32 protein-coding genes are annotated in these 24,840 nt (G+C 61.5%); 19 read left to right on the top strand and 13 right to left on the bottom strand.

From position 1 onward, the window contains the following. Positions 1–51: 51 nt before the first annotated feature. Positions 52–429: a DUF1344 domain-containing protein gene (locus NYQ88_RS08840; RefSeq protein WP_275654566.1), complete on the top strand. Its 378-nt coding sequence runs from the start codon at positions 52–54 to the stop codon at positions 427–429. Positions 430–482: 53 nt separating this feature from the next. Here NYQ88_RS08840 and NYQ88_RS08835 read toward each other — a convergent pair whose 3' ends face one another. Continuing rightward, on the bottom strand, positions 483–806 hold the full coding sequence (locus NYQ88_RS08835) for a DUF1476 domain-containing protein (protein WP_275654565.1): 324 nt from the start codon (positions 804–806) through the stop codon (positions 483–485). Positions 807–1,032: 226 nt separating this feature from the next. Between NYQ88_RS08835 and purC the strand changes: the two genes are divergently transcribed. The 14 genes from purC (at position 1,033) to NYQ88_RS08765 (ending at position 12,622) form a co-directional block, all read left to right on the top strand. After that, positions 1,033–1,797 (top strand): phosphoribosylaminoimidazolesuccinocarboxamide synthase, encoded by a 765-nt coding sequence (purC, locus tag NYQ88_RS08830; RefSeq protein WP_275654564.1) that lies wholly within the window; start codon positions 1,033–1,035, stop codon positions 1,795–1,797. Positions 1,798–1,810: 13 nt separating this feature from the next. Further along, positions 1,811–2,056: a phosphoribosylformylglycinamidine synthase subunit PurS gene (purS, locus tag NYQ88_RS08825; protein ID WP_275654563.1), complete on the top strand. Its 246-nt coding sequence runs from the start codon at positions 1,811–1,813 to the stop codon at positions 2,054–2,056. 259 nt (positions 2,057–2,315) lie between these two features. Beyond that, positions 2,316–3,383: an acyltransferase family protein gene (locus NYQ88_RS08820; protein WP_275654562.1), complete on the top strand. Its 1,068-nt coding sequence runs from the start codon at positions 2,316–2,318 to the stop codon at positions 3,381–3,383. Positions 3,384–3,527: 144 nt separating this feature from the next. Further along, entirely contained in the window at positions 3,528–4,196 is a 669-nt protein-coding gene (gene purQ / locus NYQ88_RS08815) for a phosphoribosylformylglycinamidine synthase subunit PurQ (protein ID WP_275654561.1), read from the top strand. A gap of 54 nt (positions 4,197–4,250) precedes the next feature. Beyond that, positions 4,251–4,856: a DJ-1/PfpI family protein gene (locus NYQ88_RS08810; protein WP_275654560.1), complete on the top strand. Its 606-nt coding sequence runs from the start codon at positions 4,251–4,253 to the stop codon at positions 4,854–4,856. Then, positions 4,853–7,078, top strand: coding sequence for a phosphoribosylformylglycinamidine synthase subunit PurL (gene purL, locus NYQ88_RS08805; protein ID WP_275654559.1), 2,226 nt, complete (start codon positions 4,853–4,855; stop codon positions 7,076–7,078). Before NYQ88_RS08810 ends, purL begins: the two co-directional genes overlap by 4 nt. Positions 7,079–7,168: 90 nt before the next feature. Further along, positions 7,169–7,768 carry a hypothetical protein gene (locus tag NYQ88_RS08800; protein ID WP_275654558.1) on the top strand — a complete coding sequence of 200 codons (600 nt, stop codon included), beginning with the start codon at positions 7,169–7,171 and terminating at the stop codon, positions 7,766–7,768. Positions 7,769–7,859: 91 nt separating this feature from the next. Continuing rightward, positions 7,860–8,093 (top strand): BolA family transcriptional regulator, encoded by a 234-nt coding sequence (locus tag NYQ88_RS08795; protein WP_275654557.1) that lies wholly within the window; start codon positions 7,860–7,862, stop codon positions 8,091–8,093. After that, positions 8,093–8,404: a DUF6665 family protein gene (locus tag NYQ88_RS08790; protein WP_275654556.1), complete on the top strand. Its 312-nt coding sequence runs from the start codon at positions 8,093–8,095 to the stop codon at positions 8,402–8,404. The genes NYQ88_RS08795 and NYQ88_RS08790 overlap by 1 nt, the downstream gene beginning before the upstream one ends. Beyond that, positions 8,401–8,778 carry an HIT family protein gene (locus tag NYQ88_RS08785; RefSeq protein ID WP_275654555.1) on the top strand — a complete coding sequence of 126 codons (378 nt, stop codon included), beginning with the start codon at positions 8,401–8,403 and terminating at the stop codon, positions 8,776–8,778. The genes NYQ88_RS08790 and NYQ88_RS08785 overlap by 4 nt, the downstream gene beginning before the upstream one ends. 2 nt (positions 8,779–8,780) lie before the next feature. Next, positions 8,781–9,410, top strand: a complete 630-nt coding sequence (locus NYQ88_RS08780; RefSeq protein ID WP_275654554.1) for an HAD family hydrolase — start codon at positions 8,781–8,783, stop codon at positions 9,408–9,410. A 102-nt stretch (positions 9,411–9,512) separates the two neighbouring features. Beyond that, positions 9,513–9,848: a Grx4 family monothiol glutaredoxin gene (gene grxD / locus NYQ88_RS08775; protein ID WP_275654553.1), complete on the top strand. Its 336-nt coding sequence runs from the start codon at positions 9,513–9,515 to the stop codon at positions 9,846–9,848. Positions 9,849–10,035: 187 nt separating this feature from the next. Further along, complete coding sequence (locus NYQ88_RS08770; RefSeq protein ID WP_275654552.1) at positions 10,036–11,256, top strand: MFS transporter; 1,221 nt, start codon at positions 10,036–10,038, stop codon at positions 11,254–11,256. Between the two features lie 118 nt (positions 11,257–11,374). Then, the gene (locus NYQ88_RS08765; RefSeq protein WP_275654551.1) at positions 11,375–12,622 is read left to right on the top strand and encodes a multidrug effflux MFS transporter; all 1,248 of its coding nucleotides are present in this window, start codon (positions 11,375–11,377) and stop codon (positions 12,620–12,622) included. Here the strand turns inward: NYQ88_RS08765 and NYQ88_RS08760 are convergent. The 5 genes from NYQ88_RS08760 to ttcA form a co-directional block, all read right to left on the bottom strand. Next, positions 12,619–13,248: an ATP-dependent Clp protease proteolytic subunit gene (locus NYQ88_RS08760; protein WP_275654550.1), complete on the bottom strand. Its 630-nt coding sequence runs from the start codon at positions 13,246–13,248 to the stop codon at positions 12,619–12,621. The two genes, NYQ88_RS08765 and NYQ88_RS08760, sit on opposite strands and share 4 nt — an antisense overlap. Before the next feature lie 361 nt (positions 13,249–13,609). Next, positions 13,610–13,924, bottom strand: coding sequence for a metalloregulator ArsR/SmtB family transcription factor (locus NYQ88_RS08755; protein ID WP_275654549.1), 315 nt, complete (start codon positions 13,922–13,924; stop codon positions 13,610–13,612). A 47-nt stretch (positions 13,925–13,971) separates the two neighbouring features. Next, on the bottom strand, positions 13,972–14,262 hold the full coding sequence (locus NYQ88_RS08750) for a DUF4287 domain-containing protein (protein WP_275654548.1): 291 nt from the start codon (positions 14,260–14,262) through the stop codon (positions 13,972–13,974). A gap of 68 nt (positions 14,263–14,330) precedes the next feature. Then, on the bottom strand, positions 14,331–15,143 hold the full coding sequence (locus NYQ88_RS08745; RefSeq protein ID WP_275654547.1) for an inositol monophosphatase: 813 nt from the start codon (positions 15,141–15,143) through the stop codon (positions 14,331–14,333). A gap of 4 nt (positions 15,144–15,147) precedes the next feature. Further along, complete coding sequence (ttcA, locus tag NYQ88_RS08740) at positions 15,148–16,017, bottom strand: tRNA 2-thiocytidine(32) synthetase TtcA (RefSeq protein WP_275654546.1); 870 nt, start codon at positions 16,015–16,017, stop codon at positions 15,148–15,150. Positions 16,018–16,182: 165 nt separating this feature from the next. On the opposite strand from ttcA, the gene sbmA reads away from it, so the two are divergent. Continuing rightward, entirely contained in the window at positions 16,183–17,499 is a 1,317-nt protein-coding gene (gene sbmA, locus NYQ88_RS08735; protein ID WP_275654545.1) for a peptide antibiotic transporter SbmA, read from the top strand. Positions 17,500–17,597: 98 nt separating this feature from the next. Here sbmA and NYQ88_RS08730 read toward each other — a convergent pair whose 3' ends face one another. The 7 genes from NYQ88_RS08730 to NYQ88_RS08700 form a co-directional block, all read right to left on the bottom strand. After that, positions 17,598–17,909 (bottom strand): type II toxin-antitoxin system RelE/ParE family toxin, encoded by a 312-nt coding sequence (locus tag NYQ88_RS08730; RefSeq protein ID WP_275654544.1) that lies wholly within the window; start codon positions 17,907–17,909, stop codon positions 17,598–17,600. Then, positions 17,909–18,166 (bottom strand): type II toxin-antitoxin system ParD family antitoxin, encoded by a 258-nt coding sequence (locus tag NYQ88_RS08725; protein WP_275654543.1) that lies wholly within the window; start codon positions 18,164–18,166, stop codon positions 17,909–17,911. The genes NYQ88_RS08730 and NYQ88_RS08725 overlap by 1 nt, the downstream gene beginning before the upstream one ends. Positions 18,167–18,286: 120 nt before the next feature. Next, positions 18,287–18,904: a 30S ribosomal protein S4 gene (gene rpsD / locus NYQ88_RS08720; protein WP_275654542.1), complete on the bottom strand. Its 618-nt coding sequence runs from the start codon at positions 18,902–18,904 to the stop codon at positions 18,287–18,289. Between the two features lie 217 nt (positions 18,905–19,121). After that, on the bottom strand, positions 19,122–20,354 hold the full coding sequence (locus tag NYQ88_RS08715) for an MFS transporter (protein ID WP_275654541.1): 1,233 nt from the start codon (positions 20,352–20,354) through the stop codon (positions 19,122–19,124). A 72-nt stretch (positions 20,355–20,426) separates the two neighbouring features. Next, positions 20,427–21,236: an RNA methyltransferase gene (locus NYQ88_RS08710; RefSeq protein ID WP_275654540.1), complete on the bottom strand. Its 810-nt coding sequence runs from the start codon at positions 21,234–21,236 to the stop codon at positions 20,427–20,429. Positions 21,237–21,294: 58 nt separating this feature from the next. Next, positions 21,295–21,891: a GNAT family protein gene (locus tag NYQ88_RS08705; RefSeq protein ID WP_275654539.1), complete on the bottom strand. Its 597-nt coding sequence runs from the start codon at positions 21,889–21,891 to the stop codon at positions 21,295–21,297. A 180-nt stretch (positions 21,892–22,071) separates the two neighbouring features. Further along, positions 22,072–22,638, bottom strand: a complete 567-nt coding sequence (locus tag NYQ88_RS08700) for a GNAT family protein (protein WP_275654538.1) — start codon at positions 22,636–22,638, stop codon at positions 22,072–22,074. A gap of 85 nt (positions 22,639–22,723) precedes the next feature. Between NYQ88_RS08700 and NYQ88_RS08695 the strand changes: the two genes are divergently transcribed. From NYQ88_RS08695 to NYQ88_RS08685, 3 genes are all read left to right on the top strand, one after another. Next, positions 22,724–23,167 carry a GFA family protein gene (locus tag NYQ88_RS08695; protein ID WP_345774620.1) on the top strand — a complete coding sequence of 148 codons (444 nt, stop codon included), beginning with the start codon at positions 22,724–22,726 and terminating at the stop codon, positions 23,165–23,167. Further along, the gene (locus tag NYQ88_RS08690; protein WP_275654537.1) at positions 23,164–23,496 is read left to right on the top strand and encodes a TfoX/Sxy family protein; all 333 of its coding nucleotides are present in this window, start codon (positions 23,164–23,166) and stop codon (positions 23,494–23,496) included. The genes NYQ88_RS08695 and NYQ88_RS08690 overlap by 4 nt, the downstream gene beginning before the upstream one ends. 116 nt (positions 23,497–23,612) lie before the next feature. Then, on the top strand, positions 23,613–24,824 hold the full coding sequence (locus NYQ88_RS08685) for an NADP-dependent isocitrate dehydrogenase (protein WP_275654536.1): 1,212 nt from the start codon (positions 23,613–23,615) through the stop codon (positions 24,822–24,824). Positions 24,825–24,840 lie beyond the last annotated feature (16 nt).

The raw sequence follows: 24,840 nt of genomic DNA, 5'->3' as shown, positions 1-24,840 counted from the left end.
TGGCCGGGCCTAGACCAATGACACGTTGGTTTGGAACCGCCGGCGAATGCCATGGCATTCGTGACGCGACGGGTTCAGAAAATCGGCGTGCTGGGCATCACGCCCGAAGAACGCATGGAGACCATCATGCGCAGATATATCGCCCCCATCCTCATCGCCCTTGTTGCAGCTGCACCCGGCGCCGCCTTTGCTGCTTCCGCGGTAACGCCCGCAGCCAAACCTGCGGTTACTGCACCGGCGGACCAGACCATATCGGGCATGGTGAAGGCCTTTGACCTCAAGGCGCACACGCTGACCCTGGCTGACGGCAAGACCTACCAGCTGCCAGCGACCTTCAAGGACCCGGGCCTCAAGGCCGGAGAGAAGGTGACCGTGCACTGGAAGATGAACGGCACCGCCTATGAGGCGACCAGCGTCACCATCGGATAACAAAAAGGGAGCCGGCACCGCCGGCTCCCCTAAATCTTAACCGCCCGGCTCGATCAGCCCTCAGCGGCAATCTGTGCGTTGGCTTCAGCGGCCAGGGCTAGCATCTTCTGGCGAATCACATCGTCGCCAACCGAGACGCCCTTGGCCTTGAGGTCGCCGGAAACCTTGCGGAACACGTCCTCGTCGCCCGCTTCCTCGAAATCTGCAGCCACCACTTCAGCGGCATAGGCATTGGCTTCATCGCCCGAAAGGCTCATCAGTTCGGCCGCCCAGATCCCCAGCAGCTTGTTGCGGCGCGCTTCCGCCTTGAACTGCTTTTCAGCGTCGAAGGCGTACTTGGCTTCCTGGCCCTTCTTGCGCTCGTCAAAACCGCCCATTCCAGTCTCCCTACGGTTGCATGCACCGGCAATACCGGTTGTCACACCCTGAACGTAGGCAGGCGAGCCTGTCAATTCAACGGCCCGCCGGCCGCAGACGCTCCTCCCGGCCCGCCATGTTTGCACAGCAAACGCCCCTCACCCTCAAAAGGGCTTGCATTTTTGGTCCGTTCTGGCGCATGAAGCCGCCTTAACGCGATGCAGTTTCAGAGCAGCGGAATCCCCGATGAATCGTCGACGCAAAATCTACGAGGGCAAGGCCAAGATCCTTTTTGAAGGTCCTGAGCCCGGCACTCTGGTGCAGTATTTCAAGGATGATGCGACGGCTGGCAACGGCGCCAAGCACGAAGTCATCGACGGCAAGGGTGTGCTGAACAACCGGATCTCGGAGTTCATCTTCACCAAGCTCAACTCGATGGGCATCCCGACCCACTTCCTGCGCCGCATTAACATGCGCGAGCAGCTGATCAAGGAAGTCGAGATCATCCCGCTCGAGGTGATCGTGCGCAATTATGCCGCCGGTTCTCTCTGCAAGCGCCTCGGCCTCGAACCCGGCACGCAGCTGCCGCGCTCGATCATCGAGTTCTGCTACAAGGATGACGCTCTGGGCGACCCGATGGTCTCGGAAGAGCACATCACCGCGTTTGGCTGGGCCACGCCCGCCGAGCTCGATGACATCATGAGCCTCGCCATCCGTATCAACGACTTCCTGACCGGCCTGTTCATGGGCGTCGGCATCCAGCTCGTCGACTTCAAGATCGAGCTCGGCCGTCTCTATGAAGGCGATCTGATGCGCATTGTCCTGGCTGACGAAATCAGCCCAGACAATTGCCGTCTGTGGGACATCAAGACCCGCAACAAGATGGACAAGGACCGCTTCCGTGAAGGTCTCGGCGGTCTCGTCGAGAACTACCGCGAAGTCGCCCAGCGCCTGGGCATTCTGGTGGAAAACGACAACGCGCTGACCACTGGTCCGCGTCTGGTTCAATAGTATTCGGGGCAGTTTGATGAAAGCGCGCGTTACCGTCACGCTCAAGGCCGGCGTTCTTGATCCGCAGGGCCAGGCCATCGAAGGCTCCCTCGCCAGCCTCGGCTTTGCCGGGGTGACTGGCGTGCGTCAGGGCAAGGTCTTTGACCTTGCTCTCGAAGGCACCGATGCCGAAGCCGCCAAGGACCAGCTGGCACAGATGTGCGAAAAGCTTCTGGCCAATACGGTCATCGAAAACTACGCCATCGAAATTCTCGCTTAACGGTTTGTAGCGATACTCCCCGTCGCGCGCCGCGTAATGGCGCAGGATCAATTCAGCATGCGTAAGACTCTCGCCCTCTGTGTGATGTTTGTAGCCTCGCTCGGCCTGCTGTTCGCGGCCTACGCTTCGGTTCCGCTCTGAACTGAGCCGCTTAGCGGCTTGGTTACCAATCGCGCATTTGCGATTGCCCCTACCAACGCTCTTTAACGCACCGGTCTTTGCCATGCGCTAGTGTTCCCTGAGCTAGAGGGAGCTCAGAATGGCCAGGGATCAACTTCGCCACGATTGGGTGGACATGGCCAAGGGCCTGTCCATTTTTCTTGTCGTCATCATGTATTGCGCATCGAGCGTGGGCGAGGACACCGGCCAGACCGGGTTCCTGCACTGGACCATCGCGTTCGCCATGCCCTTCCGCATGCCCGAGTTCTTCCTGATTTCGGGGCTCTTCCTCAGTCAGGTGATCGACCGGCCCTGGCGCGCCTTCGCCGACCGTCGCGTCGTGCACTATTTCTATTTCTACGCCCTATGGGCCTTCATCCACATCGCCTTCAAAATCGCCCTCGTCGGCCGCGACCCCGGCGGGGCGCTCGGCGCCATGGCCATGGCGATTGTCGAGCCCTACGGCGTGCTGTGGTTCATCTACATGCTGGCCGTCATGGGCGCCGCCAGCAAGCTCTTCCATCAGTTCAAGATCCCGCATTGGGCCGTGCTGGTTGGCGCGGCGCTGCTGCAGATAGCTTCCGTCCAGACCGGCAGCTATCTCGTCGATCAGTTCGCCGCCTATTTTGTCTATTTCTACGCCGGCTATGTCCTTGCGCCGCACCTGTTCCGGATCGCCGCGTGGGCAGGAGACAATGTGGGCCCTGCCCTTGCGGTGCTGGGCGCCTGGGCCGCCGTCAACGCCATCCTCGTCTTCAGCCCCGGTTTTCGGCTCGACCCCGTGCACATCCAGATGGGCTGGGCGGCGATCCCCGGCATTCACCTCGTGACAGCCATGGCCGGTGCGGTCGCCATCGTGGTCGCCGCGGCGCTGCTGGTGCGCCTGCCGTGGATGAACTGGTTGCGCTGGTTGGGCACGAAATCGCTCGTGATCTATGTCGCCTTCGTCCTGCCCATGGGCATTGCCCGCATCCTGCTGCTGGCCGTCGGCATCAACGAGCCAAATATCGTCAGTCTGCTCACAATGGTGGCAGCCATCTGCGGCCCGCTTATCCTGTGGTGGATCACAGAGAAAATCGGCTTTGGCAAATTCCTCTTCGAGCGGCCGGACTGGGCCCATATTCCGGGCACGCGCCGGAACAAACCCGCGCCGGCTCCCGCAGAGTAGCCCTGTGCCCGCGGCCCCGGCGCGATGCTGCCAGGGCGCTTCCCCAAAGGTTTTACTGCCCCACTGGGCCGAGGGTCTTGCCTTTTAGCCAAAGACCAACCAAAAGGGCCTCGCGCATTCCCCAGACAGAGCGAGGATCCACCGATGAAGGCAGCTGTCATCGTGTTCCCGGGCCTTAACCGTGATCGCGACATGATCGCGGCACTGACCAAGATCGGGGGCCAGGCTCCGGCCATCGTCTGGCACCAGGACGCCGATATCCCGGACGTTGATCTGGTCGTCATTCCCGGCGGCTTTTCCTATGGCGACTATCTCCGCTGCGGCGCTATCGCCGCGCGCTCGCCCATCATGGACAAGCTGCGCGAACGTGCTGCCCGCGGCGTCAAGGTGCTCGGCGTCTGCAATGGCTTCCAGATTCTCATCGAAGCAGGCCTCCTGCCCGGCGCCCTGATGCGCAACACCTCGCTCAAGTTCGTCTGCCGCGAGGTCAAGCTCGAGGTTACCGACACGGACAATCCGTTCACGCGTGGTTACCATAAGGGCCAGATCATCCGCTGCCCGGTGGCCCATCACGACGGCAATTATTTTGCCGATGCCGAGACGCTGGCGCGCCTTGAAGGCAACGGCCGCGTGGCCTTCCGCTATGCCGAGGGCACCAATCCGAACGGCTCGATCAACAACATCGCCGGCATCATGAATGCCGAAAAGAACGTGCTGGGCCTGATGCCGCACCCCGAGAACCTCATCGAGGCAGCTCACGGTGGCGACGATGGCCGGGCTCTCTTCGCCGCACTCCTCGACCGGGCGGCCTGAGGATCATCCTGAGCGATCAGGCCGGCGAGCTGCGCATTTTTCGGAGGGCGCACCATGGCTGAACATGGTTTCTCCATTGCCATCGTCTTGTTTCCCGGCGTGGAAGAACTCGACTTCGTCGGGCCGTGGGAAGTGTTTTCCATGGCCAAGCTGCTTGGCGCGGGCCTCGACGTGTTCACGCTCGGCTGGCCGGAAAAGCGCATTGTCTGCGGCAAGGGCATGGTCGTCGAAGCGACGCACTCCTGGGCCGATCGCCCACCTGCCGACGCTGTGATCATTCCCGGTGGCAAGGGCACGCGCACCCTCGTCAAGGAAGACGAATTCCTGGCCGAACTGCGCGCCTATATGGCCGACGTCAACTGGCACATCTCGGTCTGCACGGGCGCCGCAATTCTGGGCAAGATCGGCTTTCTTGAAGGTCGCCGGGCCACGACCAACCGGTCCGGCATCGACTTCGTGCGCACCCACGCCCCCAACACCGAATTTCTCCAGGACGAACGCTATGTGCAGGACAGCGGCGTCGTCACCAGTGCCGGCGTCTCGGCCGGCATAGACATGTCATTGTGGCTGCTGGGCCATCTGTTCGGACAGGACACTGCCCGCAACACCCAGCGCGCCATGGAATATTACCCCGAGCCTCCCTACGGAACGACCCGATGACCCTTCGCAACGACATCGCCATCACCCCGCAGCTGGTTGCGGATCACGGGCTCAAGCCGGATGAATATCAGAAGATCCTCGACCTGATCGGCCGCGAGCCGACCTATACCGAGCTCGGCATCTTCTCGGCGATGTGGAACGAGCACTGTTCCTACAAGAGTTCGAAAAAGTGGCTGCGCACCCTGCCGACCTCCGGCCCGCGCGTCATTCAGGGCCCGGGCGAAAACGCCGGCGTTGTCGATATCGGTGACGGCCAGGCCGTCGTCTTCAAGATGGAATCGCACAATCACCCCAGCTTCATCGAGCCCTACCAGGGCGCGGCGACCGGCGTGGGCGGCATTCTGCGCGACGTCTTCACCATGGGCGCACGCCCGGTAGCAGCGATGAACGCGCTGCGCTTCGGCGCGCCCGAGCATGAAAAGACCCGCCATCTCGTCAACGGCGTCGTTGCCGGTGTCGGTGGCTATGGCAATGCCTTCGGCGTGCCCACGGTCGGCGGCGAAGTCGAATTCGACGCCCGCTACAATGGCAACAACCTCGTCAACGCCTTTGCGGCGGGACTGGCTGATACCGACAAGATTTTCTACTCCAAGGCCGAGGGCGTTGGCCTGCCAGTGGTTTACCTCGGCGCCAAGACCGGCCGCGATGGCGTCGGCGGCGCCACCATGGCTTCGGCCGAATTCGGCGACGACATCGAGGAAAAGCGCCCCACCGTTCAGGTCGGCGACCCCTTCACCGAAAAGCGCCTGCTCGAGGCCTGCCTCGAGCTGATGGCGACCGGTGCTGTCATTGCCATCCAGGACATGGGCGCTGCGGGCCTCACCTGCTCGGCCGTCGAAATGGGCGCCAAGGGCGATCTCGGCATCGAGCTCGATCTCGACAAGGTGCCGGTGCGCGAAGAGCACATGACCGCCTATGAGATGATGCTCTCGGAAAGCCAGGAGCGCATGCTCATGGTGCTGCATCCGGAAAAGGAACCGGAAGCGCGCAAGGTTTTCGAAAAATGGGAGCTCGACTTCGCCACCGTCGGCAAGACGACCGACGATCTGCGGTTCCGCGTGCTCTGGCAGGGTGAGGAAGTCGCCAATCTGCCGATCAAGGACCTCGGCGATGAGGCCCCTGAATACGATCGCCCGTGGACCGAGCCCGTCATCCCGGCGGCTCTCGCCAAGGACGACGTGCCGCAGATGGATATCGCCGAAGCCGTGATGGCGCTGATCGGTGGTCATCATTGCTCGTCGCGCCGCTGGGTCTACGAGCAGTACGACACCATGATCCAGGGCAACACCATGCAGCGCCCCGGCGGCGACGCCGGTGTGATCCGCGTCGATGGCGCCGAAACCAAGGGCCTCGCCTTCACCTCCGACGTCAACCCGCGCTATTGCGAAGCCAACCCCTATGAGGGTGGCAAGCAGGCTGTGGCGGAAGCCTGGCGTAACCTGACGGCGACCGGTGCGGAGCCGCTGGCGGCGACCGACAACCTCAATTTCGGCAACCCCGAGCGCCCGGAAATCATGGGCCAATTGGTGAAAGCCATCGAGGGTATCGGCGAAGCCTGCCGCGTCCTCGAGTTCCCCATCGTTTCGGGCAATGTCTCGCTCTACAACGAAACCAATGGCCGCGGCATCCTGCCTACCCCGACCATTGGTGGCGTGGGCCTCCTGCCCGAGTGGGAGAAGTCGGTGCGCATCGGTTTTGTCGCTGACAACCAGCCGATCCTCTTGATCGGCGGTCCGGCAGAGCGCGGCACCCATCTCGGCCAGTCGATCTATCTGCGTGATCTGTTCGACCGTCGCGATGGTGATGCGCCCCATGTTGACCTAGCCGCTGAAAAGAAGACCGGCGACTTCGTGCGCAAGCTGATCCGCTCCGGCGTCGTCACCGCCTGCCACGATCTCTCCGATGGCGGCCTCGGCGTCGCGCTGGCTGAGATGGCCATTGCCGGCGGCCGTGGCGCGCGCGTCGTCGACCTTGAGGGTAATGATCCGGTCCTGCAGTATTTTGCCGAGGATCAAGGCCGTTACCTCGTGACGCTCAATCTCGATCCGCAGGGCGAGGAAATCCTGGCGCTGTGGAACGAGGCCAAGGCTCTGGGTATCCAGGCTCCCTGGATCGGCACCACCGGCGGCAGCGAACTCATTCTGGGCACTGCGAAGCCGCTTTCGGTGGCAGCGATGCGGACCGCGCATGAAGCTTGGTTCCCCAACTATATGTCCGCCTGAGTATTCGAATCCGATCCAGTGCCATATGATCGCCGCTCTTGGGGGGCTTTGCTCACCCTGGGGCGGCGTAAAATGGTTGTGGAGAGTCGAATGAACCGGAACTGGGCAGTCGCGGCGCTGGCGGGCGTTTGCATGGGGCTTCTGCCGGCGGCCAGCATGGCCCAGAGCGTCAATATCACCCGGTCCATCCTCGCTGATCAGCCCTATACGCTGATCTATCCAGAGACCATGATCGCCACGGGCGGGGCCTCTGAAAGCCTCACGATCAACCATCCCAATGCCCCGCTGCAGTGCGAGCTCAGTGTTGTGCCGGTGGAAGACACAAGCTGGACGGCGGAAAGTGCCCTCGGCGCACTGGATCGCGACGCGGTCACCGCGGGCTGGATCGAGTCGCTCCCCGGCTTCGCGCTCGGCACGGCCAGCACCACTGCCTTCCAGGACGCCACCGCGCTGATTTACGAGGGCACCAGCACCGATTCTCCCATGGGCATGCCGCTGACCCTCGTGCACACCGAGACAGTGGCCCAAAGCCGTGGCTATGTGCTCGACTGCCTCTACGCTACCGAAGTGGCTGACCAGGCCCGCCCGATCGTCGACTTCATCCTTGCCAATTTTGCCACCCGCTCGGACGCCGAATGCTGCATCGGCGCGGACGTCGAGCCGGAAGCCGAAGCCGCGTCTGGGCAATAGCCCCCACCCGATATTGAAGCCGCGGGAGGCCCATGCCATATCAAGGGCGTGGGCCGAACTGTTCGGCTTTTGAATTACGGGGAGAGTGCACATGCCAATGGACGCCAGTGAGATCGAGCGCCGCATCAAGGCCGCCCTGCCCGATGCGGAAATCGAAATCCGCGATCTGGCCGGCGACGGTGACCATTATGCTGCGACGGTGATTTCCGAGCAGTTCCGCGGGAAATCCCGCGTTCAGCAACATCAGCTGGTTTATGCGGCCCTGCAGGGCGACATGGGGGGAGCCCTCCATGCCCTGGCACTGCAAACCAACGTGCCCGAGTAATGTCGGGCCTGCGCGCCTCTCTCGATCTGATCCGCATGGTCCGGCCCGAGGCCGGAACTGCGGCGATCGAGCATGAGATACTCGCGGAAAAGGCCAATTCACTGGGGGCGGCGGAACGGCGGGTCAAGAACGCCGTCGCTGCCCTCGATGCTGATCCGGCACCCAAGGCACTCCTTGCCGAAGCCCGCGATGCTGTTTGGTGCTACTTTGTGCAGCGGGAGCTTCTGGGTTTTGAAGATCACGACGAGGTCATTGCGGATCTCAAAATTCCCCGTTCTGTCCTCATTGGCCTCGGGGCCATGGACGAATGACGGAAGGCTGCCGGTTCTGTCTCGAAAACGAACTTATCTTCGATAGTCCGGTCGCTTCCACGGATCACTTCTACATTCTGCGCAATGTCGACACGCGCTTTGCGCACGGCGCGATTGTCATTCCCAAACGCCATACCGAAACGCCCTTTGAGATGAATAGCGACGAGTGGCAGGATTTTCCCGCTGCCCTCGCGAGCGCTCGCGCCCTTTTTGACCACGAAGATCCAGAGGGCTTTACCCTTGGCTGGAACGTTGGCGCCGTCGCCGGGCAGACAGTCTTTCACACCCATTTGCACTTGATTGCGCGCTTCTCAGGCGAGGCCCACGAAGGCAATGGCATTCGCCGCATTTTCAAGACCAACGACGAGGACTGAGTTTGGCCAGAGCGATTGTTTTCGACGTCGATGGCGTGCTCGTGCACGGCTATCACGCCCGCCCCGACCTCCGCGATCGCTGGGACGCCGCGCTGCAAAATATCGGTATCAATCCCGATCGCTTCCAGCGCGAGTTCATCTTCGACATTTTCATGAAGCGCGTGCTGATCGGCGAAATGCCGATGGTCGAGGCCCTCGACCGACGCCTCAAGGCCTTTGGCTACAGGGGCTCGACCATGGCCATGCTCGATCTCTGGCTGGGCTTCGATTTCAACCCCAATACCGAACTGGTTGAGATCGTTCGCCGTCTCAAGGCACATGAAGATGTGCGGCTCTATCTCGCCACCAACCAGGACCACAGCCGCGCGCAGTTCATCTGGCACAACACCCAGCTTAGCGGGCTGTTCGAGGACATGTTCTATTCGGCCCGCTTCGGGCGGACCAAATACGACAAGAAATTCTTCGCCATGGCCGATGAGCGCATGATCACCTCCGATGAGCAGCCCCTCTTCTTCGACGATACCGAGAAGGTGCTCGATGTCGCCCGCAAGGCCGGTTGGGAGACGGCGCATTTCACCGGCAATGACGTGGTGACCACCCACCCCTGGATCGCCGAGCGGCTGAAATCCTAGCGCCTAATTTCGTGATGCCCTCGACAGTGAACGGGCGCTATCCTATTTAAGAGCCAACATCAGCCGGCCCTTGAACCCGGACTTTGCGAAAGGCCTACTCCCATGACCGATATCAACGCTTTCATCGACGACAAGGTGAAGAACAACGACGTATTCCTGTTCATGAAGGGCTCGCCGGATTTCCCGCAGTGCGGTTTCTCCGGTCAGGTCGTTCAGATCCTGGGCTATCTCGGCGTCGAGTACGGCAGCGCCAATGTGCTCGAAAGCGAAGAGCTTCGTGACGGCATCAAGGCCTACACCAACTGGCCGACCATTCCCCAGCTCTACGTCAAGGGCGAGTTCGTGGGTGGCGCCGATATCGTGCGCGAGATGTTCCAGGCCGGCGAGCTGCAGACGCACCTCGAACAGGCTGGCATCACGGTCAAGCAGAGCGCCTGACCTGCCTGAATCAGTTTCGAAGGGTCCCAACCTAAACCGTTGGGACCCTTCTACTTTTTGAGATCTTCTAGTCGCTCGGAAATCTCACGCCATCACCGGATTTGATAGCTGCCATTGTGCAATATTGCTTTGCGTGATGATGCGGCGGGCGTAGATTGCGCCGGCGTCTTTCGTTCCGGTGTTTGCCATGTCCAGCGCTGCCCCCTCCCGCCTCGCAATTCCATTGCCCGTCGTCATTATCGCTGGCTGCATCATTGCCGCCATCGGCTTCGGCACGCGCGGTGCCTTTGGGCTGTTCACCCTCCCGGTGACCGAGGACCTCGGCCTCAGCCGCGAGCAATGGGGCATGGCCATGGCCGTGCAGAACCTCGTCTGGGGGATCACCCAACCCTTCGCCGGCGGACTTGCCGATCGCTATGGCAGCGGCCGGGTCCTGGCGCTTGGCGGCCTGATTTATGCCGCCGGCGTGCTCGGCATGGCTTTTTCGCCCGATACGCTCAGCCTGACCCTGACCGCGGGCATCATCACCGGCGTCGGCATTGCCGTGGCCTCCTTCGGCGTGGTGATGGCGGCCTTCGGGCGCGTCGTGCCAGCCGAAAAGCGCAGCTTCATCTTTGGCGTCGCCACCGCCGCCTCTTCGGCCGGGCAATTCATCTTCGCTCCCGTCGGTCAGGGCTTTATCAATGCCTTCGGCTGGCAGATGGCGCTCGTCTGGCTGGCGCTGCTGCTGCTGCTCATCATTCCGCTGGCCGGCGCCCTGCGCGGCCGCGCTGAGTCGGTTCCGGGCCAGGCAGACCTCAAGTTCATGGAAGCGCTGTCCAGCGCCTGGGGCCATGGGTCCTATCGCCTGCTGGTCATCGGCTTTTTCGTTTGCGGCTTCCACCTCGCCTTCATCAACGTCCACATGCCCGCCTACCTGGTGCAGTGCGGTCTCTCCCCGGAAGTGGGCAGCTGGACGATTGCGGTCATCGGCCTCTTCAATATCGTCGGCTCGCTGATGTCGGGATGGCTGGGAAGCCGGCTGCCCAAGCAGATGCTGCTGGCCAGCATCTATTTCCTGCGTGCCGTGGCCATTGCGGCCTTCCTGATCCTGCCGGTCAGCGAGGTCACGGCCTATGCCTTTGCCGCCGCCATGGGCCTCCTGTGGCTCTCCACGGTGCCTTTGACCGCTGGCCTCGTGACCTTGTTCTTCGGCCCGCGCTACATGGGCATGCTCTACGGCGTCGCCTTCTTCAGCCACCAGCTCGGCTCGTTCATCGGCATCTGGCTCGGCGGATTTGTCTATGACCACACGGGCTCCTACAGCCTCGTCTGGTATCTCGGCATCCTGCTCGGCCTTGCCTCCGCGGTGATCCACATGCCCATAAATGAGCGCAGTGCCCCAAAATTCGGGCTCAAGCCGGCCTGATTTTTCAAGCATCGCCCTTTGCCGATAAAGTCTTGCCAAGTGGGTCGGACGGGTTCATGGTCCGATCAACACTCTTCGCACCGCCCTCTTCCGGGCGAGCTTCCTATCGAGCTTTAGTATGTCGGATCACTTCACAAGGGTGCTCTCGCGCCCGCATTTCATTGCATTGATCGCCGCTATCATGACGATGAATGCCATCGCCGTGGACGTGATGCTGCCCGCCCTGCCCTACATGGGCGATGCCTATGGAATCACGACGGAAAACGAACGCCAGTTCGTCATCACCTTCTATTCTCTCGGCATGGGTATCGCGGTGCTGGCCTTCGGGCCGCTGAGCGACCGTTTTGGCCGCCGCGCGCCACTCTTTGCCGGGCTTGCGCTCTATGTCGTGGCGGCGATCGCCGCTGTCTTTGCGCCAGACTTCACCACGCTCCTCGCCCTGCGCTTTATCCAGGGCGTCGGCGCGGCCAGTGCGCGCGTTGTCACCACCGCCGTGGTCCGGGATAAATATTCGGGCCGTGAAATGGCCGAAGTCATGTCGCTGACCTTCATGGTGTTCATGGCTGTGCCGATCGTGGCGCCGGGAATCGGCCAGATCCTGCTGCTTACCGGTCCGTGGCAGGCGATCTTCGTGTTCATGGGCGTCCTTGCTGCGGCAATTGCCTTCTGGGCGTTCCTGAAGCTGCCTGAAACCCTGCCAGTCGAACAGCGCCGCCCAATGAGCTTTGGCGGCATTGCCCTTGGCTTCAAGCTGGTATTCACAAACCGCACCGCCTTCTTCTACGGGCTTGCCGGCATGTTCCTCTTCGGCGCGCTCATGGGCTTCATCACTTCCGCCCAGCAGGTCTATGTGGAGGCCTATGACGTCGGCATGTGGTTCACCCCCGCCTTCGCCGCCATTGGCGCGCTGATGGCTGTGTCCTCCTTCACCAATTCCCGCGTCGTCCGCCGGCTTGGCATGCGCCGGCTCGCGCACAGCGCCATCATTGTCTACACGGTGACCGGCGCGGTCATGTTTGCCCTGGCCCTGACCCATCTCCTGCCATTCCCGGCCTTTTACGGGCTTCTTGCCATCGTCATGTTCTGCTTTGGCTGGTCCACGTCGAACATGAATTCGCTGTCGATGGAGCCGCTTGGCAAGATTGCCGGCACTGCGGCGGCGACCTTCGCCTTTATCCAGACTGTCGGCGGCACGCTGATCGGCACCTATATCGGGCAGCACTACAACGGCACCGCCGCAAATATTGCCGGTGGCTATTTGAGCATGGGAATCATGGCTTTGATCTGCGTTCTCATCGCCGAGAAGGGCAAGCTCTTCGGGGTCGGCGAGCAGTATAACCAGCCCGCCGAACCTGCCGGCCACTAACTTCCGACGGACGGAGCCGGCCCCTGAAGCTGGCTCCGGTCCTGGTAGACATGGTCTACCAGCCCCCATGCCTGGGCCTCTTCGGGCGCCATGTAGCGGTCTCGCTCCAGCGCCAGTTCGACCTCCTCATAGCTCCGGCCGCAGTGTTTTGCGTAGATTTCATTGGTCCGCCGCTTGAGCCTGAGGCTCTCCTCGGCATGGATCATGATGTCGGTCACCTGCCCCTGATAGCCACCGGAGGGTTGGTGCAACATGATGGAAACATTGGGCAAAACGGCGCGCATCCCGGCTTCGCCGGCCGCGAGGATAAGGGTCGCGGCCGAGGCTGCCATGCCCATGCAGAGGGTCCCGACCGGGGCCTTGATGAACTGCATGGTGTCGTACATGGCCAGAGCCGACGTCACCACGCCGCCCGGCGAATTAATGTAGAGATAGATGGGCTTAGCAGGGTTTTCGGATTCAAGAAATAACAGCTGGGCGCAGACCAGGGAGGACATGGTGTCCTCGATCTGGCCGTTGATGAAAACGATCCGCTCGCGCAAGAGGCGGGAGTAGATGTCGAAGGCGCGCTCGCCACGGCTGGACTGCTCGACCACCATAGGGACGAGTTGCATCATGTCGCGCATCGGCGACCTCCCTTATTTTTCAATGCGTTAAACTGGCTCGATTAGGCGGCGCGCATGATTGTCGTGCCAGGCTCATTGCTGTTGGCAGCGGCCGGAATGCGGACGGGAACATGGGTCAGGCGGAAGGCAGTCCGGCCGTCCTCGGTCGGGTGGAGCTCGATTGTCGCGAGGCTCTCTTTGTCCCTCTCAACCCAGCTAAATGTTAGCAGACTGTTAGCGTTGACAGCGACCAAGTGCAGTTTGACGTCATCAGGCTGCTGCAACCAGCGGTCGCGATATTCGGGGATGGTCAGGGCGCGCCAGACCTTCTAGGGTGGCGCATCGAGAACCGTCTCCAAGGTGAGCGCGTCTTTGCTGTCGATCACTGATCCGTCTCCTTGAGCACATCCCTCAAATTGTCGATGCGGCTCGGCCAGAAGTCCCGGTAGCGCGCCAACCACTGATGCAGCGGCGCGAACCCGTCCGGGGCGATCCGGTAATGGGCGTAGCGGCCCTCGCGATGCTCGGCGACCAACCCTGCCCCCCGCAGCACGGCCAGGTGCTGCGACATGGCCGGCTGGGAGATGGCAAAGCCCTCCCTGAGATCGGTGGCGGTCATCTCGGCACCGGAGAGGCGCTCGAGAATGGCCCGCCGCGTTGGGTCGGCCAGGACTTTGAAGAGTTCCGCTTCGTTCATGACAACAGATAAGCACGGACTTATGAGTCGATGCAAGAGGCCCAGAATCAGGCTGGCCTGTTCGCTATGCCGTCGAGCCACAACATGTTGCTCTCATCCCGATGCACACCGGATGTGCCGACATGCTTGATGTCGATTTCGGGGCCTTTCTTGATGACGTGCACCATGGCCATGCCATGGCCGCGTCCCAACTCGTATTCGGTCTTGAGCCAGTCGAGGATTTCGCCCGCCTTGATCTTGGGATCGTCAAATCCCTTGGCGCGGGCGATGTCCAGCAGTTGGCGCGGCGTCTTGCCAGTTTTGGTTTCCACGGCGTCGAGATAGGCTTGGAACGACATGTCTTTTACTCACGCATTCGTTGCCGGGACGACGAGCCATGCGCCGGACATTCGACGCCCCCACTGGGTCAGATAGTAAAAATCTCGCGCTTGAGTTCGTCCCAGCTGTCCTTATCGGGGGCGACGAGGAGGCCGCCTTCGATATCGCCGGGGCGATATTCGGAGCCGTCGAACTTGGCGACATGGGCCCCGCACTCGCGCATCATCAGGGCACCGGCGACATGATCCCAGGGCATGAGCTTGCCGTAGCCGAGGAAGTGGACATTGCCGCCCGCCGCGAAACGATATTCGTGACCGGCACAGCGATAATTGCCGAACATCTTCACCTTGGCCAGATTGCCCATCAGCACCCGGCGCTGTTCCAGCGGGAGATAGCCCGTGGAGGCCAGCCCACCCATTTCGGAGACAGGAACCGGATCGGCAAATTTCATGCGAATGCGACGACCATCGGGGAACACCTGCCAGGTGCCGCAGCCCTTTTCGGCCATCAGGAAATCGTCGCCCATGGGATCGTAGATGACACCAGCGACGGTCTCCCCGTTCTGCACCACCGCGGCCATGACGGCGAAGAGCGGCAGGCCACCGGCAAAATTGGCAGTTCCATCAACGGGATCGACGTAAATCGTGATTCGATCCTCGAGGCTGGCGGAAAGCAGAGCCGGGTTGGCCGCGACCGCTTCCTCGCCAATGACCTGCGTATTGGGTGAATGATCGAGGATGGCTGCAGTGATGACCCGCTCGGCATTGGTGTCCGCCTCGGTGACGAGGTCGAACGCGCCGGTCTTGGTCTGGATCATCACGTCGTCGAGCCGCCGGAAGCGCGGCAGGATCTCCTGCTGTGCAGCCTGTTTGAGGATTGCGGCCAGACGATCGATATTCATGAGATTACGAGTCCTTGGGCTTGAGGGAGAGGCCTGCAAAATCGAACAGGCGGGGGTCGAGCATGTGGCTGGCATTGATATTGCCCAGCGCGCGTATCATCACGTCCTTGCGCCCGGGCATTGCCTTTTCCATGTCCGTCAGCATGGCCTTGGTGACATTGCGTTGCAAGCCATCCTGAGAGCCGCAGAGATCGCAGGGAATGATCGGAAACTGCATGGCATCCGAAAAGCGCTGCAGATCTTCTTCGGCACAGTAGATGAGCGGGCGCAGCACTTCGAGATCGCCCTCGTCGTTGACCAGCTTGGGCGGCATGGCCGCCAGCTTGCCGCCATGGAAGAGGTTCATGAAGAAGGTTTCGAGGCTGTCGTCGCGATGGTGCCCGAGAACGAGTGCCGTGCAGCCCTCCTCGCGGGCGATGCGATAGAGATTGCCACGGCGCAGGCGCGAGCAGAGCGAGCAATAGGTCGCGCCGGCCGGCAGCTTGTCGGTAACGATCGAATAGGTGTCCTTGTATTCGATGCGATGCTCGATGCCGAGGCCGGTGAGGAACTCCGGCAGAATGTGCTTCGGAAAGTTCGGCTGGCCCTGATCGAGATTGCAGGCGAGCAGTTCAACCGGCAGGAGGCCGCGCCATTTGAGGTCAAGCAGGATGGCAAGGAGGCCGTAGGAGTCCTTGCCACCCGACAATGCGACCAGCCACTTCTCGCCCGGACGCACCATGGCGAACTTTTCGAGAGCCTCCCGGACATTGCGAATGAGGCGCTTGCGCAGCTTGTTGAATTCGACCGAACGCGGGGCCTTGGCGAAAATCGGATGGACGCCGGTGTCGGCATCGTCTTCCGGCGTGGCGGGGGCTTCCATCACCGCGGTCATGGCGAAACTCTCAATTGAATGGTTGGCTAGCTGATATCGCCCCTTGGGGGGGATGGAAAGTCAAACCCGAGGTCCAACCTTACCAAAGCTTCACTTGGCGTCCTTGTTTAATCCTGATTGTCACAGTTAGATGACGCCATCTCCCCGGCACCCTGGAGTCTCTCGGTGTTTCGTTCATTTTTTCCGCAGCCGAAGCTATTTTTCACCTCCGCGCTCCTCTGGACCGCGTTCGCCATGCTGGTCTGGTTCACCATCGGACCAGCGCTTGCAAATGTGCTCAGCCTGGCACCGCTTATTGCTCAGGTCCCCACGGAGACGGACCCCAACCCGTTCCTGACCGCAGACAAGGTCTGGCTCTACCAATACGTGCTCATGGTAGGCTACCTCTTCTGTATACCATGGTATTTCATCGGCAATAACCGCCGCTGGTACTGGTGGTCTGTCGTCGGCTCGGTGACGATCATCGAAGTCGTCTTCTTCGACGTGCAGATCGGCGCCTGGATGAATTCCTGGTACGGCGAATTCTACAACATGCTGCAGGCTGCCATGACGACACCTGGCAGCGTGACGCTTGACCAGATCTATGGCGACCTCTGGACAGTGCTCTACGTGCTGTTGCCGCGCATCGCCGTGCTCGTGCTCAACGCCTTCTTCATCGCCCACTATCTCTTCCGCTGGCGCCGGGCGATGACCTTCTTCTACATGAGCCACTGGCCAAAACTGCGCGGCGTGGAAGGCGCATCCCAGCGTATCCAGGAAGACACCCAGCGCTTCGCCAATATCGTGGAAGGTCTGGCCGTCGCCTTTGTCGGCTCGATCATGACGCTTCTGGTGTTCCTCCCCCTGCTCTGGGACCTGTCGCAGCACATCACCGAAATCCCGGTGTTTGGTGCGGTCAACGGGAGCCTTGTCTGGGTGGCGCTGGTTTCAGCTGCAGCCGGCACGGTTCTGCTCGCGGCAGTGGGCGTCAAGCTCCCTGGACTCGAGTTCCAGAACCAGCGGGTGGAAGCGGCCTTCCGCAAGGAGCTGGTATATGGCGAAGACCACCTTGAGCGGGCGCGCCCGCTCGATACCAAGGAGTTCTTCCTTGGCGTGCAGCGCAATTACTTCCGCCTCTATGGCCACTATCTCTATTTCAACGTGGCCCGCTACATCTACCTGCAGGGCTCGAACTTCGTGCCGCTGATCGCCATGTCGCCGTCCATTGCGGCCGGTGCCCTGACCTTCGGTCTGTTCCAGCAGGTCAGCAACGCCTTCAACCAGGTTGAGGGATCGTTCCAGTTCCTGGCCAATTCGTGGACGACGATTATCTCGCTGATCTCGGTCTATAAGCGCCTGCGCCTGTTCGAGTCGCATATTCCTGCCGATGCCGTGTCGGGCGTCGACTATGACGACCCGCGCTATCTCGCGACTGAGGCGGATTTCGAAGCGCTCATCACCGATCTCGACGGGGGCAAGGAAGGCCTGCCGCAGGGGACCTGATCCCTGCACGGCTCAAAATCGGAAAGGCCGCTCCTTGGAGCGGCCTTTTTTGGTTTCAGGAAAGCTGGCGATGCTCACGGTGCAGCCCTGCGAGCAAACTACCCGAACAGATCTGGGTTTTCGTAGTCACGCCCCCCGTAAAGCACCCGAACGATTTCGACATCGCCTCCGCTCAGGCGATAAACGATGGTAGCGCTCCGCTCAAAAGGAACCAATCGAATCCCAGGACCCAGTCTGGGTTTCAGGGGATAGCCCTGCGGCGCATCCCCGATTTTCGCGCATCTCTGTCTGATGCGGCCGAGATACCGCAGGCCTACCGCGACGTCTGCGCCGTTGTCGATGAGGAGGAAGAAGATGTCTTCCAGATCAGATAGCGCCTCTTCCGATAACCGAACAGACGCGTGACGCATCAGCGCGCCTTGAGGCGGTCGTCTATGCGTTTGTGGAGCCGGTCGAACGCTTCATCCACCGGAATGGAGGGACGCGGATCATCAAGTGATGCCTGGATCTTGGCCTTGACGCCTCGAAGCGTTTCCTCGTCACGCATCCACGAGGCCATGGCATCTTTCAGCATGTCGCTGCTCGAGGCGTAGCGTCCCGAGGCAACCTGTTCCCTGATCACCGCCACCATCTCCGCGGGGAGCGTGATGTTCAGCTTTTCATTCATGGCGAGAACCCGTCTTCGCGTATGCCCTGCCCTGAACGATAAGGTAGGAGCAATCGCACCAAAACAAAAGGGCCGCTCCGAGGAGCGGCCCTTTCGCAATTCTGTAAATTCGTGTCGCGATTAACGCGAGTAGAATTCGACGACCAGGTTCGGTTCCATCTGGACCGGGTACGGCACGTCCGACAGAGCAGGAACGCGGACATAGGTCGCGGTCTGCTTGTTGTGGTCGGCGTCGATGTAGTCCGGAACGTCACGCTCTGCGAGGGTGTTGGCTTCCAGAACGACGGTGAGCTGCTTGGAGCGCTCGCGCACTTCGATCTTGTCGCCGACCTTGACCTGGTAGGACGGGATGTTGACGCGCTTGCCGTTGACGAGGACGTGGCCGTGGGACACGAACTGACGGGCAGCGAAGACGGTGGCGACGAACTTGGCGCGGTAGACGATCGCGTCCAGACGCGACTCGAGCAGACCGATCAGGTTTTCGCCGGTGTCGCCCTTGCGGCGGCTGGCTTCGTCATAGAGCTTGCGGAAGCCCTTTTCGGTGATCGAGCCGTAGTAGCCCTTGAGCTTCTGCTTGGCGCGCAGCTGCAGACCGTAGTCCGACAGCTTGCCCTTGCGGCGCTGACCGTGCTGGCCGGGGCCATAGGCACGTGCGTTCAGCGGGGACTTCGGACGGCCCCAGATGTTCTCGCCAAGGCGACGGTCAATTTTGTACTTTACGGAATGACGCTTCGACATCGCGTATCCTTCGTTGAGTTAGAGTTCGAATGGATCGCGCCCTCCTCTGCCCTCCTTGCGAAGGACCGACAGACTCCCATCAGAGAATCCCGGGTGCGCCTATGGGCCGTTAGGCCGGAATAGGTGGATGCGTCTTAGAGGGGCAAGGAAGGGGAGTCAAGGCCGGGAGCGGCCTCGACAACAGTAAACAGCCCCGGAAAGCCGGAGTTTTTGCCGGTCACGCCATTTTCTTGTCGAGCGTGCGCTGGTCGCGCAGCTGCGGGAAGATTCGGCTCCAGATGACTGCCACGGCAATGGCGCCAAATCCGCCAATCACCACCGCCGGCACCGGACCGATGAAATGGGCCACCGTGCCCGCCCGGAACTCGCCAAGCTCGTTGGAGGCGCCGATGAACACCGAATTGACCGCATTGACGCGACCGCGGACCTCCTCTGGCGTCCAGAGTTGCATGATGGTCTCGCGGATGGTGACGCTGACCATGTCGGACGCCCCGACCAGCGCCAGCGCCGGTATGGACACCCACACCGTGGTCGAGAGACCAAAGATCGCGGTGAAGAGGCCGAACAGGCCGACGAAGAGGAACAGGAGCTTGCCCGCGTGGTCGCGGATGGGGAAGCGGGTGAGGAACAGCGCCATGGCGATGGCGCCAATGCCGGGCGCTGCGCGAAGGAGGCCCAGCTCCTGCGGCCCCGCGTGCAGAATATCCTTGGTGTAGACCGGCAGGAGGGCCACTGCCCCGCCCATCAGCACGGCAAACATATCGAGCGAAATCGCGCCGAGCACCACCTTGCTGGAGCGGATATAGCGGAAGCCGCCGAAGATGGTTTCGAGGCTCTTGGCCTGGCTGTCGCGCACCTGGGCCGGCTTGGGGATCATCAGCACGGTGACGACGGCGCATGCCAGCAGCACCGCCGAGGTGCCGAAGGCGACGGAGGGGGCAATGCCATAGAGCAGGCCACCGGCAGCGGGGCCGAGAATGGCCGCCATCTGCCAGGCTGTGGCATTGGTGGTGATGGCGTTGGACAGCGCCTCAGGCGGCACCAGATTGGGCGCCAGCGACTGCGCGGCCGGGCTCCAGAAGGCACGGGCCGTGCCAAGAAGGACCAATATGCCGAAGATCGGCCAGACCTCATGCTCCTGCGCATTGACGAAGGTGAGGAACCCAAGGGCGCAGACCAGTTCGACCGTGAGGCAGACAGCCATGATCCCGCGTCGATTGAAGCGGTCGGCCGTCAGCCCTGTCACAAGGATCAGCAGAAGCGCTGGCAGAAAGAGGCTGAGGCCCACCAGACCGAGCAGGAACACATTTCCGGTGACATCGTAGATTTGCCACGCCACCGAGACAGACATGATCTGGACGGCAAAGCTGACCAGCAGCGTCGTAAGCCAGAAGAAGCGGAAGCCCTTGTAGGTGAGGGCGATGCGGTGTTTTTCGGTGGGAGCATGCATGATGCCCAATCGATTGCCACGCCATCGCCCCGCCGTCAAAGGCGGAAACGGCTCAAAGCGTACACAAACGCCTTAGTCTTTCGGCTGGCCGGGCTTTTGCGGCTTCTGCCGGTTGGGATTGGGGCGTTCGTGGCGGCGGTCGATCGAGGAGATCACACCGCGCAGGGTGCGGATTTCCTGGCTCGAAAAACGGCCACGCGTCAGCGCCGTGCGGAGATTATTGACCATGCTCGGCTTCTTAACCTCGGTCGTGAAGAAGCCTGACTGGTCGAGCACACCTTCAAGATGCTCGAAGAGGCCCACCAGTTCGGTCCGCGGCGCGGGCTCGTGCTCGACCTCGAACGGCAGCGCGCGTCCGGCATCGCTGGTGCGGCGGAATTCATAGCTCATCAGCAAGACCGCCTGCGCGATATTGAGAGAGGCGAACGCCGCTTCGACCGGCAGGGTGACAATGGCGTCGGCCATCGCCACTTCGTCATTGAGGAGGCCCCAGCGCTCGCGTCCGAACAAGAGGCCCGCCTTCTTGCCGCCGGCAATATGGGCCGCCATGGCGCCGGACGCTTCCTCCGGGCCATAGACTTCCTTCTGCATGTCGCGGGAGCGGGCGGTCGTGGCGTAGACCAGCGTGAGGTCGGCAATCGCCGCTTCGAGCGTGTCGTAGACGGTGACGCGTTCGAGCACGTGATCGGCCTTGGAAGCGGCAGCGACCGCCTTTTCGTTTGGCCAGCCATCGCGTGGGCTAACGAGGCGCAGGTCCCACAGGCCGAAATTGGCCATGGCGCGGGCGGCGGAACCGATATTCTCGCCCAGCTGCGGCTCACACAGGATGATCGCCGGAGTAGGTGCCAAATTGATCGGTTGAGAACTATCCGTGCCTGCCATGTGCCGCCATCCCGTGAATAAGGACGGCGGCATAGCCTAATTGCCGCCGCGGGGCAATTCAGGCGACGCGGCCCTGCAGCGGCAGCGGGCGAACCTTGGACGATGCCTGCCACTCGCGATCGAGAATGGCAAAATGCAGCTCCTCGTCCCATTCACCTTGGAAAAGCGCGTGTTCGCGATAATGGGCCTCGAGCCGCATCCCCAGCTTCTGCATCAGCTTGGCGGTATGATGATTGCGGCCTTCGCATTTCACGAACAGGCGATGGATGCGGAAATGGCCGAATGCGACGTCGAAAACCGACGACAGGGCTTCGGACAGATAGCCATTTCCGGCGTGGACGGGGTTGATCACGAACCGCACCTCGCCCTGCCCGGCCGTCGCGTCGGACCAGTGCAGGCTCACCTGACCGATGAGATCACCCTCGACCTGGCGGACAATGGCAGCGCTGATCGTGTCGCCGGGGCGCTGCAACGCCGTATGGCCACGCATGATCTCGACGGCGCCAGCAACATCCTCCGGATAGCGGGTGGGGCGCACAACATAACGCTGCACGCTGGGCAGCGTGTGATAGCGCGCAACTGCGGCCACATCGCCGCGCTGGAAAGGCCTGAGCACCAGGCGATCCGTTTTCGTACTGAGGCTAAAACTCGCCATGATCCACAATCCCTCCGCAAACACACACGTTTAAAACAACAACGCGGAGGGGAGACCGAAGTTCCTGTAATCATTGGCAGAATTCGGATAACAAAGTCGAGATCAGGGAAACTCGGCTTTCCACGATTATGCGGGGTACAGAAACCTTAACATAGGTGGGAAATTTGATTTTGTGCGCAACTAAAGCGCGCCCGCCGCCCACTCACGTGCGAGTATGGCATAGATGAATTCTTCGTCCCAACGTCCCTTGAAAAGGGCGTGTTCACGGAAATGCGCCTCGCGCCGCATGCCGAGGCGCTCCATCAGGCGCCAAGACGGCGCGTTGAGCGCATCGCAGCGCGCAAACACGCGGTGAAGTTTGACGCCATCGAAGGCGAGCGACAGCATTGCCCGGGCAGCCTCGGAAGCCAGTCCTCTGCCCTGGGAATGGGGATGGAAAATCCACCCCAGTTCGCCCTGACGGGCGTCCCGTGAGCGCAGGATCAGCGACACCTCTCCAATGACCGGCCCGCCGTCGCGGCTTTCCACGGCCAAAATGATCCGGTCCCCGTCCTCCTCCATGCCGGTCTGCGTGGTCCGCTGCTGTACCGCCATTGCACATTCTTCGCGGCTGAGCGGCGGATCGAAGAGATAGCGCGCAACGATTTCGAGGCTGCGATAGGCGAAGACGTCGTCGACATCGCCGCGCGTAAACGGTCGCAGCTTCAGGCGCTCGGTCTCTATCGGAAATTGCGGTATAGGTGCCATTGCACTCCCCCGCCTAATAATCTCTGGCCCGGAGCCCCGTGGCAAGTCGCTTGCGTGGCCGGACGACGCGTGCCAGCCTGCACCCATGTCAGGTCAGCATCATCCAGAAATCGATCTCTCCGCCAATTGCGATTGCGGCTCCATTACCTTGTCGGTGAAGGGGCGGATCCTCTCGATGTTTCAATGCGCCTGTCACAATTGTCAGAAGGTGAGCGGCAGCGGCCATTCCTCGGTGGTCCTTGTGCCAGCCGACAGCGTCGCCATCAGCGGCGCGACCAGATCCATCTCGCGCCCGGCGGCCTCCGGCGCCAGTTTCACGCGGCATTTCTGTCCCGAATGCGGGACAACATTGGCTGCCGCCAGCTCCCGTGCGCCCGGGGTGAAAATCCTGCCCGCGGGGCTTTTTGCCGGACAGAACGACTGGTTCGCACCCAACCAGCTGATTTTCGCGCGTGACCAGATGGGCTGGGACCTGATCGCCGATCATTTGCCCCGCCACCAGACCTATCGGGGAGCGCCCCAGCCATGAGCCTTGCCCGGGAAGAACTGGCCGATCGGGTGCGAGACCTGCTCCCGCCCAACGCCATGGTGCGGGAGAAGAGAATGTTCGGCGGCATCGCCTTCATACTCAACGGCAATATGCTGGTCTGCCCTGTCAAAGACGGATCGATGATGGTGCGGGTCGGCAAGGAGGGCATGACCGAAGCGCTCGAACACGGGGCCGAGCAGATGACCATGGGCGAGCGAACCATGGCCGGCTTTGTCATCGTCACCGGCGACATGGTGGAAGACGAGGACAGCCTCGCCGCATGGATAGACCGGGCCCGACGCTTTGTCGAAACCCTGCCGGCCCAATAGCTCCTGTCTGGGCAAGCCCCCATGCCGTGCGCGCGTTTGCGCTTTTCGCTGACGATGCTATAGGGGCTTTCGACGCTGGCCGAGGGCCAACACAAGCAAATCCAGGGAGTTGTTCCATGAGCAAAATCAAAGTCGCCAATCCGGTGGTCGACCTCGACGGCGACGAGATGACCCGCATCATCTGGCAGGCGATCAAGGACAAGCTCATCCATCCCTACCTCGATCTCGACATCAAGTATTATGATCTGTCGATCGAGAACCGCGACGCCACCAACGACCAGGTGACCGTGGACTCCGCCAATGCGATCCGCGAATATGGCGTTGGTATCAAGTGCGCGACCATCACTCCTGACGAAGCCCGCGTAGAGGAATTCGGCCTCAAGAAGATGTGGAAGTCGCCCAACGGCACCATCCGCAATATTCTGGGCGGCGTGATCTTCCGCGAGCCGATCATCTGCAAGAACGTGCCGCGCCTGGTTCCCGGCTGGACCCAGCCCATCATCGTCGGCCGCCACGCATTCGGTGACCAGTATCGCGCCACCGACTTCACCTTCCCGGGCAAGGGCACGCTGACCATCAAGTTCACCGGCGAAGATGGCAAGGTCATCGAGCACGAAGTGTTCCAGGCTCCGGGTGCCGGCGTCGCCATGGCCATGTACAACCTCGACGACTCGATCCGCGACTTCGCCTATTCGAGCTTCAACTACGGCCTTGCCCGCGGCGTGCCGGTGTATCTGTCGACCAAGAACACCATCCTCAAGGTCTACGACGGCCGCTTCAAGGATATCTTCCAGGAGATCTACGAAGCCGAGTTCAAGGAAAAGTTCGAAGAAGCCAAGATCTGGTACGAACACCGCCTGATCGACGACATGGTCGCTTCCGCTCTCAAGTGGTCCGGCGGCTATGTCTGGGCCTGCAAGAACTATGACGGCGACGTGCAGTCCGACATCGTGGCCCAGGGCTTTGGCTCGCTTGGCCTGATGACCTCGGTGCTGGCGACGCCAGATGGCAAGATCGTTGAATCTGAAGCGGCCCACGGCACCGTGACCCGCCACTACCGCCAGCACCAGCAGGGCAAGGAAACCTCGACCAACTCGACCGCGTCGATCTTCGCCTGGACTCGTGGCCTGGCGCACCGCGCCAAGCTGGACGACAATGCCGAACTGGCCAAGTTCGCCGCAACGCTCGAGAAGGTCACCGTCGACACCATCGAAGAAGGCAAGATGACCAAGGATCTTTCCCTGCTCGTCGGTCCGGATCAGCCGTGGCTGTCGACCCTCGGCTTCCTCGATGCCATCGACCAGAACCTGCAGAAGGCCATGGCGTAAGCTTCGGCTGGATAGA

It is taken from the genome of Devosia sp. SD17-2 (assembly GCF_029201565.1).
In the GTDB taxonomy this organism is placed as follows: Bacteria; Pseudomonadota; Alphaproteobacteria; order Rhizobiales; family Devosiaceae; genus Devosia.
Note: the sequence above shows the minus strand (reverse complement) of the source record. Positions and strands in the feature narration are given on the sequence as shown.

Coding starts and splice junctions, on each gene's coding strand:
- NYQ88_RS08840 (WP_275654566.1), top strand. CDS start 52: ATGGCATTCGTGACGCGACGGGTTCAGAAAATCGGCGTGCTGGGCATC.
- NYQ88_RS08835 (WP_275654565.1), bottom strand. CDS start 806: ATGGGCGGTTTTGACGAGCGCAAGAAGGGCCAGGAAGCCAAGTACGCC.
- purC (WP_275654564.1), top strand. CDS start 1,033: ATGAATCGTCGACGCAAAATCTACGAGGGCAAGGCCAAGATCCTTTTT.
- NYQ88_RS08820 (WP_275654562.1), top strand. CDS start 2,316: ATGGCCAGGGATCAACTTCGCCACGATTGGGTGGACATGGCCAAGGGC.
- purQ (WP_275654561.1), top strand. CDS start 3,528: ATGAAGGCAGCTGTCATCGTGTTCCCGGGCCTTAACCGTGATCGCGAC.
- NYQ88_RS08810 (WP_275654560.1), top strand. CDS start 4,251: ATGGCTGAACATGGTTTCTCCATTGCCATCGTCTTGTTTCCCGGCGTG.
- purL (WP_275654559.1), top strand. CDS start 4,853: ATGACCCTTCGCAACGACATCGCCATCACCCCGCAGCTGGTTGCGGAT.
- NYQ88_RS08800 (WP_275654558.1), top strand. CDS start 7,169: ATGAACCGGAACTGGGCAGTCGCGGCGCTGGCGGGCGTTTGCATGGGG.
- NYQ88_RS08795 (WP_275654557.1), top strand. CDS start 7,860: ATGCCAATGGACGCCAGTGAGATCGAGCGCCGCATCAAGGCCGCCCTG.
- NYQ88_RS08790 (WP_275654556.1), top strand. CDS start 8,093: ATGTCGGGCCTGCGCGCCTCTCTCGATCTGATCCGCATGGTCCGGCCC.
- NYQ88_RS08785 (WP_275654555.1), top strand. CDS start 8,401: ATGACGGAAGGCTGCCGGTTCTGTCTCGAAAACGAACTTATCTTCGAT.
- grxD (WP_275654553.1), top strand. CDS start 9,513: ATGACCGATATCAACGCTTTCATCGACGACAAGGTGAAGAACAACGAC.
- NYQ88_RS08770 (WP_275654552.1), top strand. CDS start 10,036: ATGTCCAGCGCTGCCCCCTCCCGCCTCGCAATTCCATTGCCCGTCGTC.
- NYQ88_RS08765 (WP_275654551.1), top strand. CDS start 11,375: ATGTCGGATCACTTCACAAGGGTGCTCTCGCGCCCGCATTTCATTGCA.
- NYQ88_RS08760 (WP_275654550.1), bottom strand. CDS start 13,248: ATGCGCGACATGATGCAACTCGTCCCTATGGTGGTCGAGCAGTCCAGC.
- NYQ88_RS08755 (WP_275654549.1), bottom strand. CDS start 13,924: ATGAACGAAGCGGAACTCTTCAAAGTCCTGGCCGACCCAACGCGGCGG.
- NYQ88_RS08750 (WP_275654548.1), bottom strand. CDS start 14,262: ATGTCGTTCCAAGCCTATCTCGACGCCGTGGAAACCAAAACTGGCAAG.
- NYQ88_RS08745 (WP_275654547.1), bottom strand. CDS start 15,143: ATGAATATCGATCGTCTGGCCGCAATCCTCAAACAGGCTGCACAGCAG.
- ttcA (WP_275654546.1), bottom strand. CDS start 16,017: ATGACCGCGGTGATGGAAGCCCCCGCCACGCCGGAAGACGATGCCGAC.
- NYQ88_RS08730 (WP_275654544.1), bottom strand. CDS start 17,909: ATGCGTCACGCGTCTGTTCGGTTATCGGAAGAGGCGCTATCTGATCTG.
- NYQ88_RS08725 (WP_275654543.1), bottom strand. CDS start 18,166: ATGAATGAAAAGCTGAACATCACGCTCCCCGCGGAGATGGTGGCGGTG.
- rpsD (WP_275654542.1), bottom strand. CDS start 18,904: ATGTCGAAGCGTCATTCCGTAAAGTACAAAATTGACCGTCGCCTTGGC.
- NYQ88_RS08715 (WP_275654541.1), bottom strand. CDS start 20,354: ATGCATGCTCCCACCGAAAAACACCGCATCGCCCTCACCTACAAGGGC.
- NYQ88_RS08710 (WP_275654540.1), bottom strand. CDS start 21,236: ATGGCAGGCACGGATAGTTCTCAACCGATCAATTTGGCACCTACTCCG.
- NYQ88_RS08705 (WP_275654539.1), bottom strand. CDS start 21,891: ATGGCGAGTTTTAGCCTCAGTACGAAAACGGATCGCCTGGTGCTCAGG.
- NYQ88_RS08700 (WP_275654538.1), bottom strand. CDS start 22,638: ATGGCACCTATACCGCAATTTCCGATAGAGACCGAGCGCCTGAAGCTG.
- NYQ88_RS08695 (WP_345774620.1), top strand. CDS start 22,724: ATGTCAGGTCAGCATCATCCAGAAATCGATCTCTCCGCCAATTGCGAT.
- NYQ88_RS08690 (WP_275654537.1), top strand. CDS start 23,164: ATGAGCCTTGCCCGGGAAGAACTGGCCGATCGGGTGCGAGACCTGCTC.
- NYQ88_RS08685 (WP_275654536.1), top strand. CDS start 23,613: ATGAGCAAAATCAAAGTCGCCAATCCGGTGGTCGACCTCGACGGCGAC.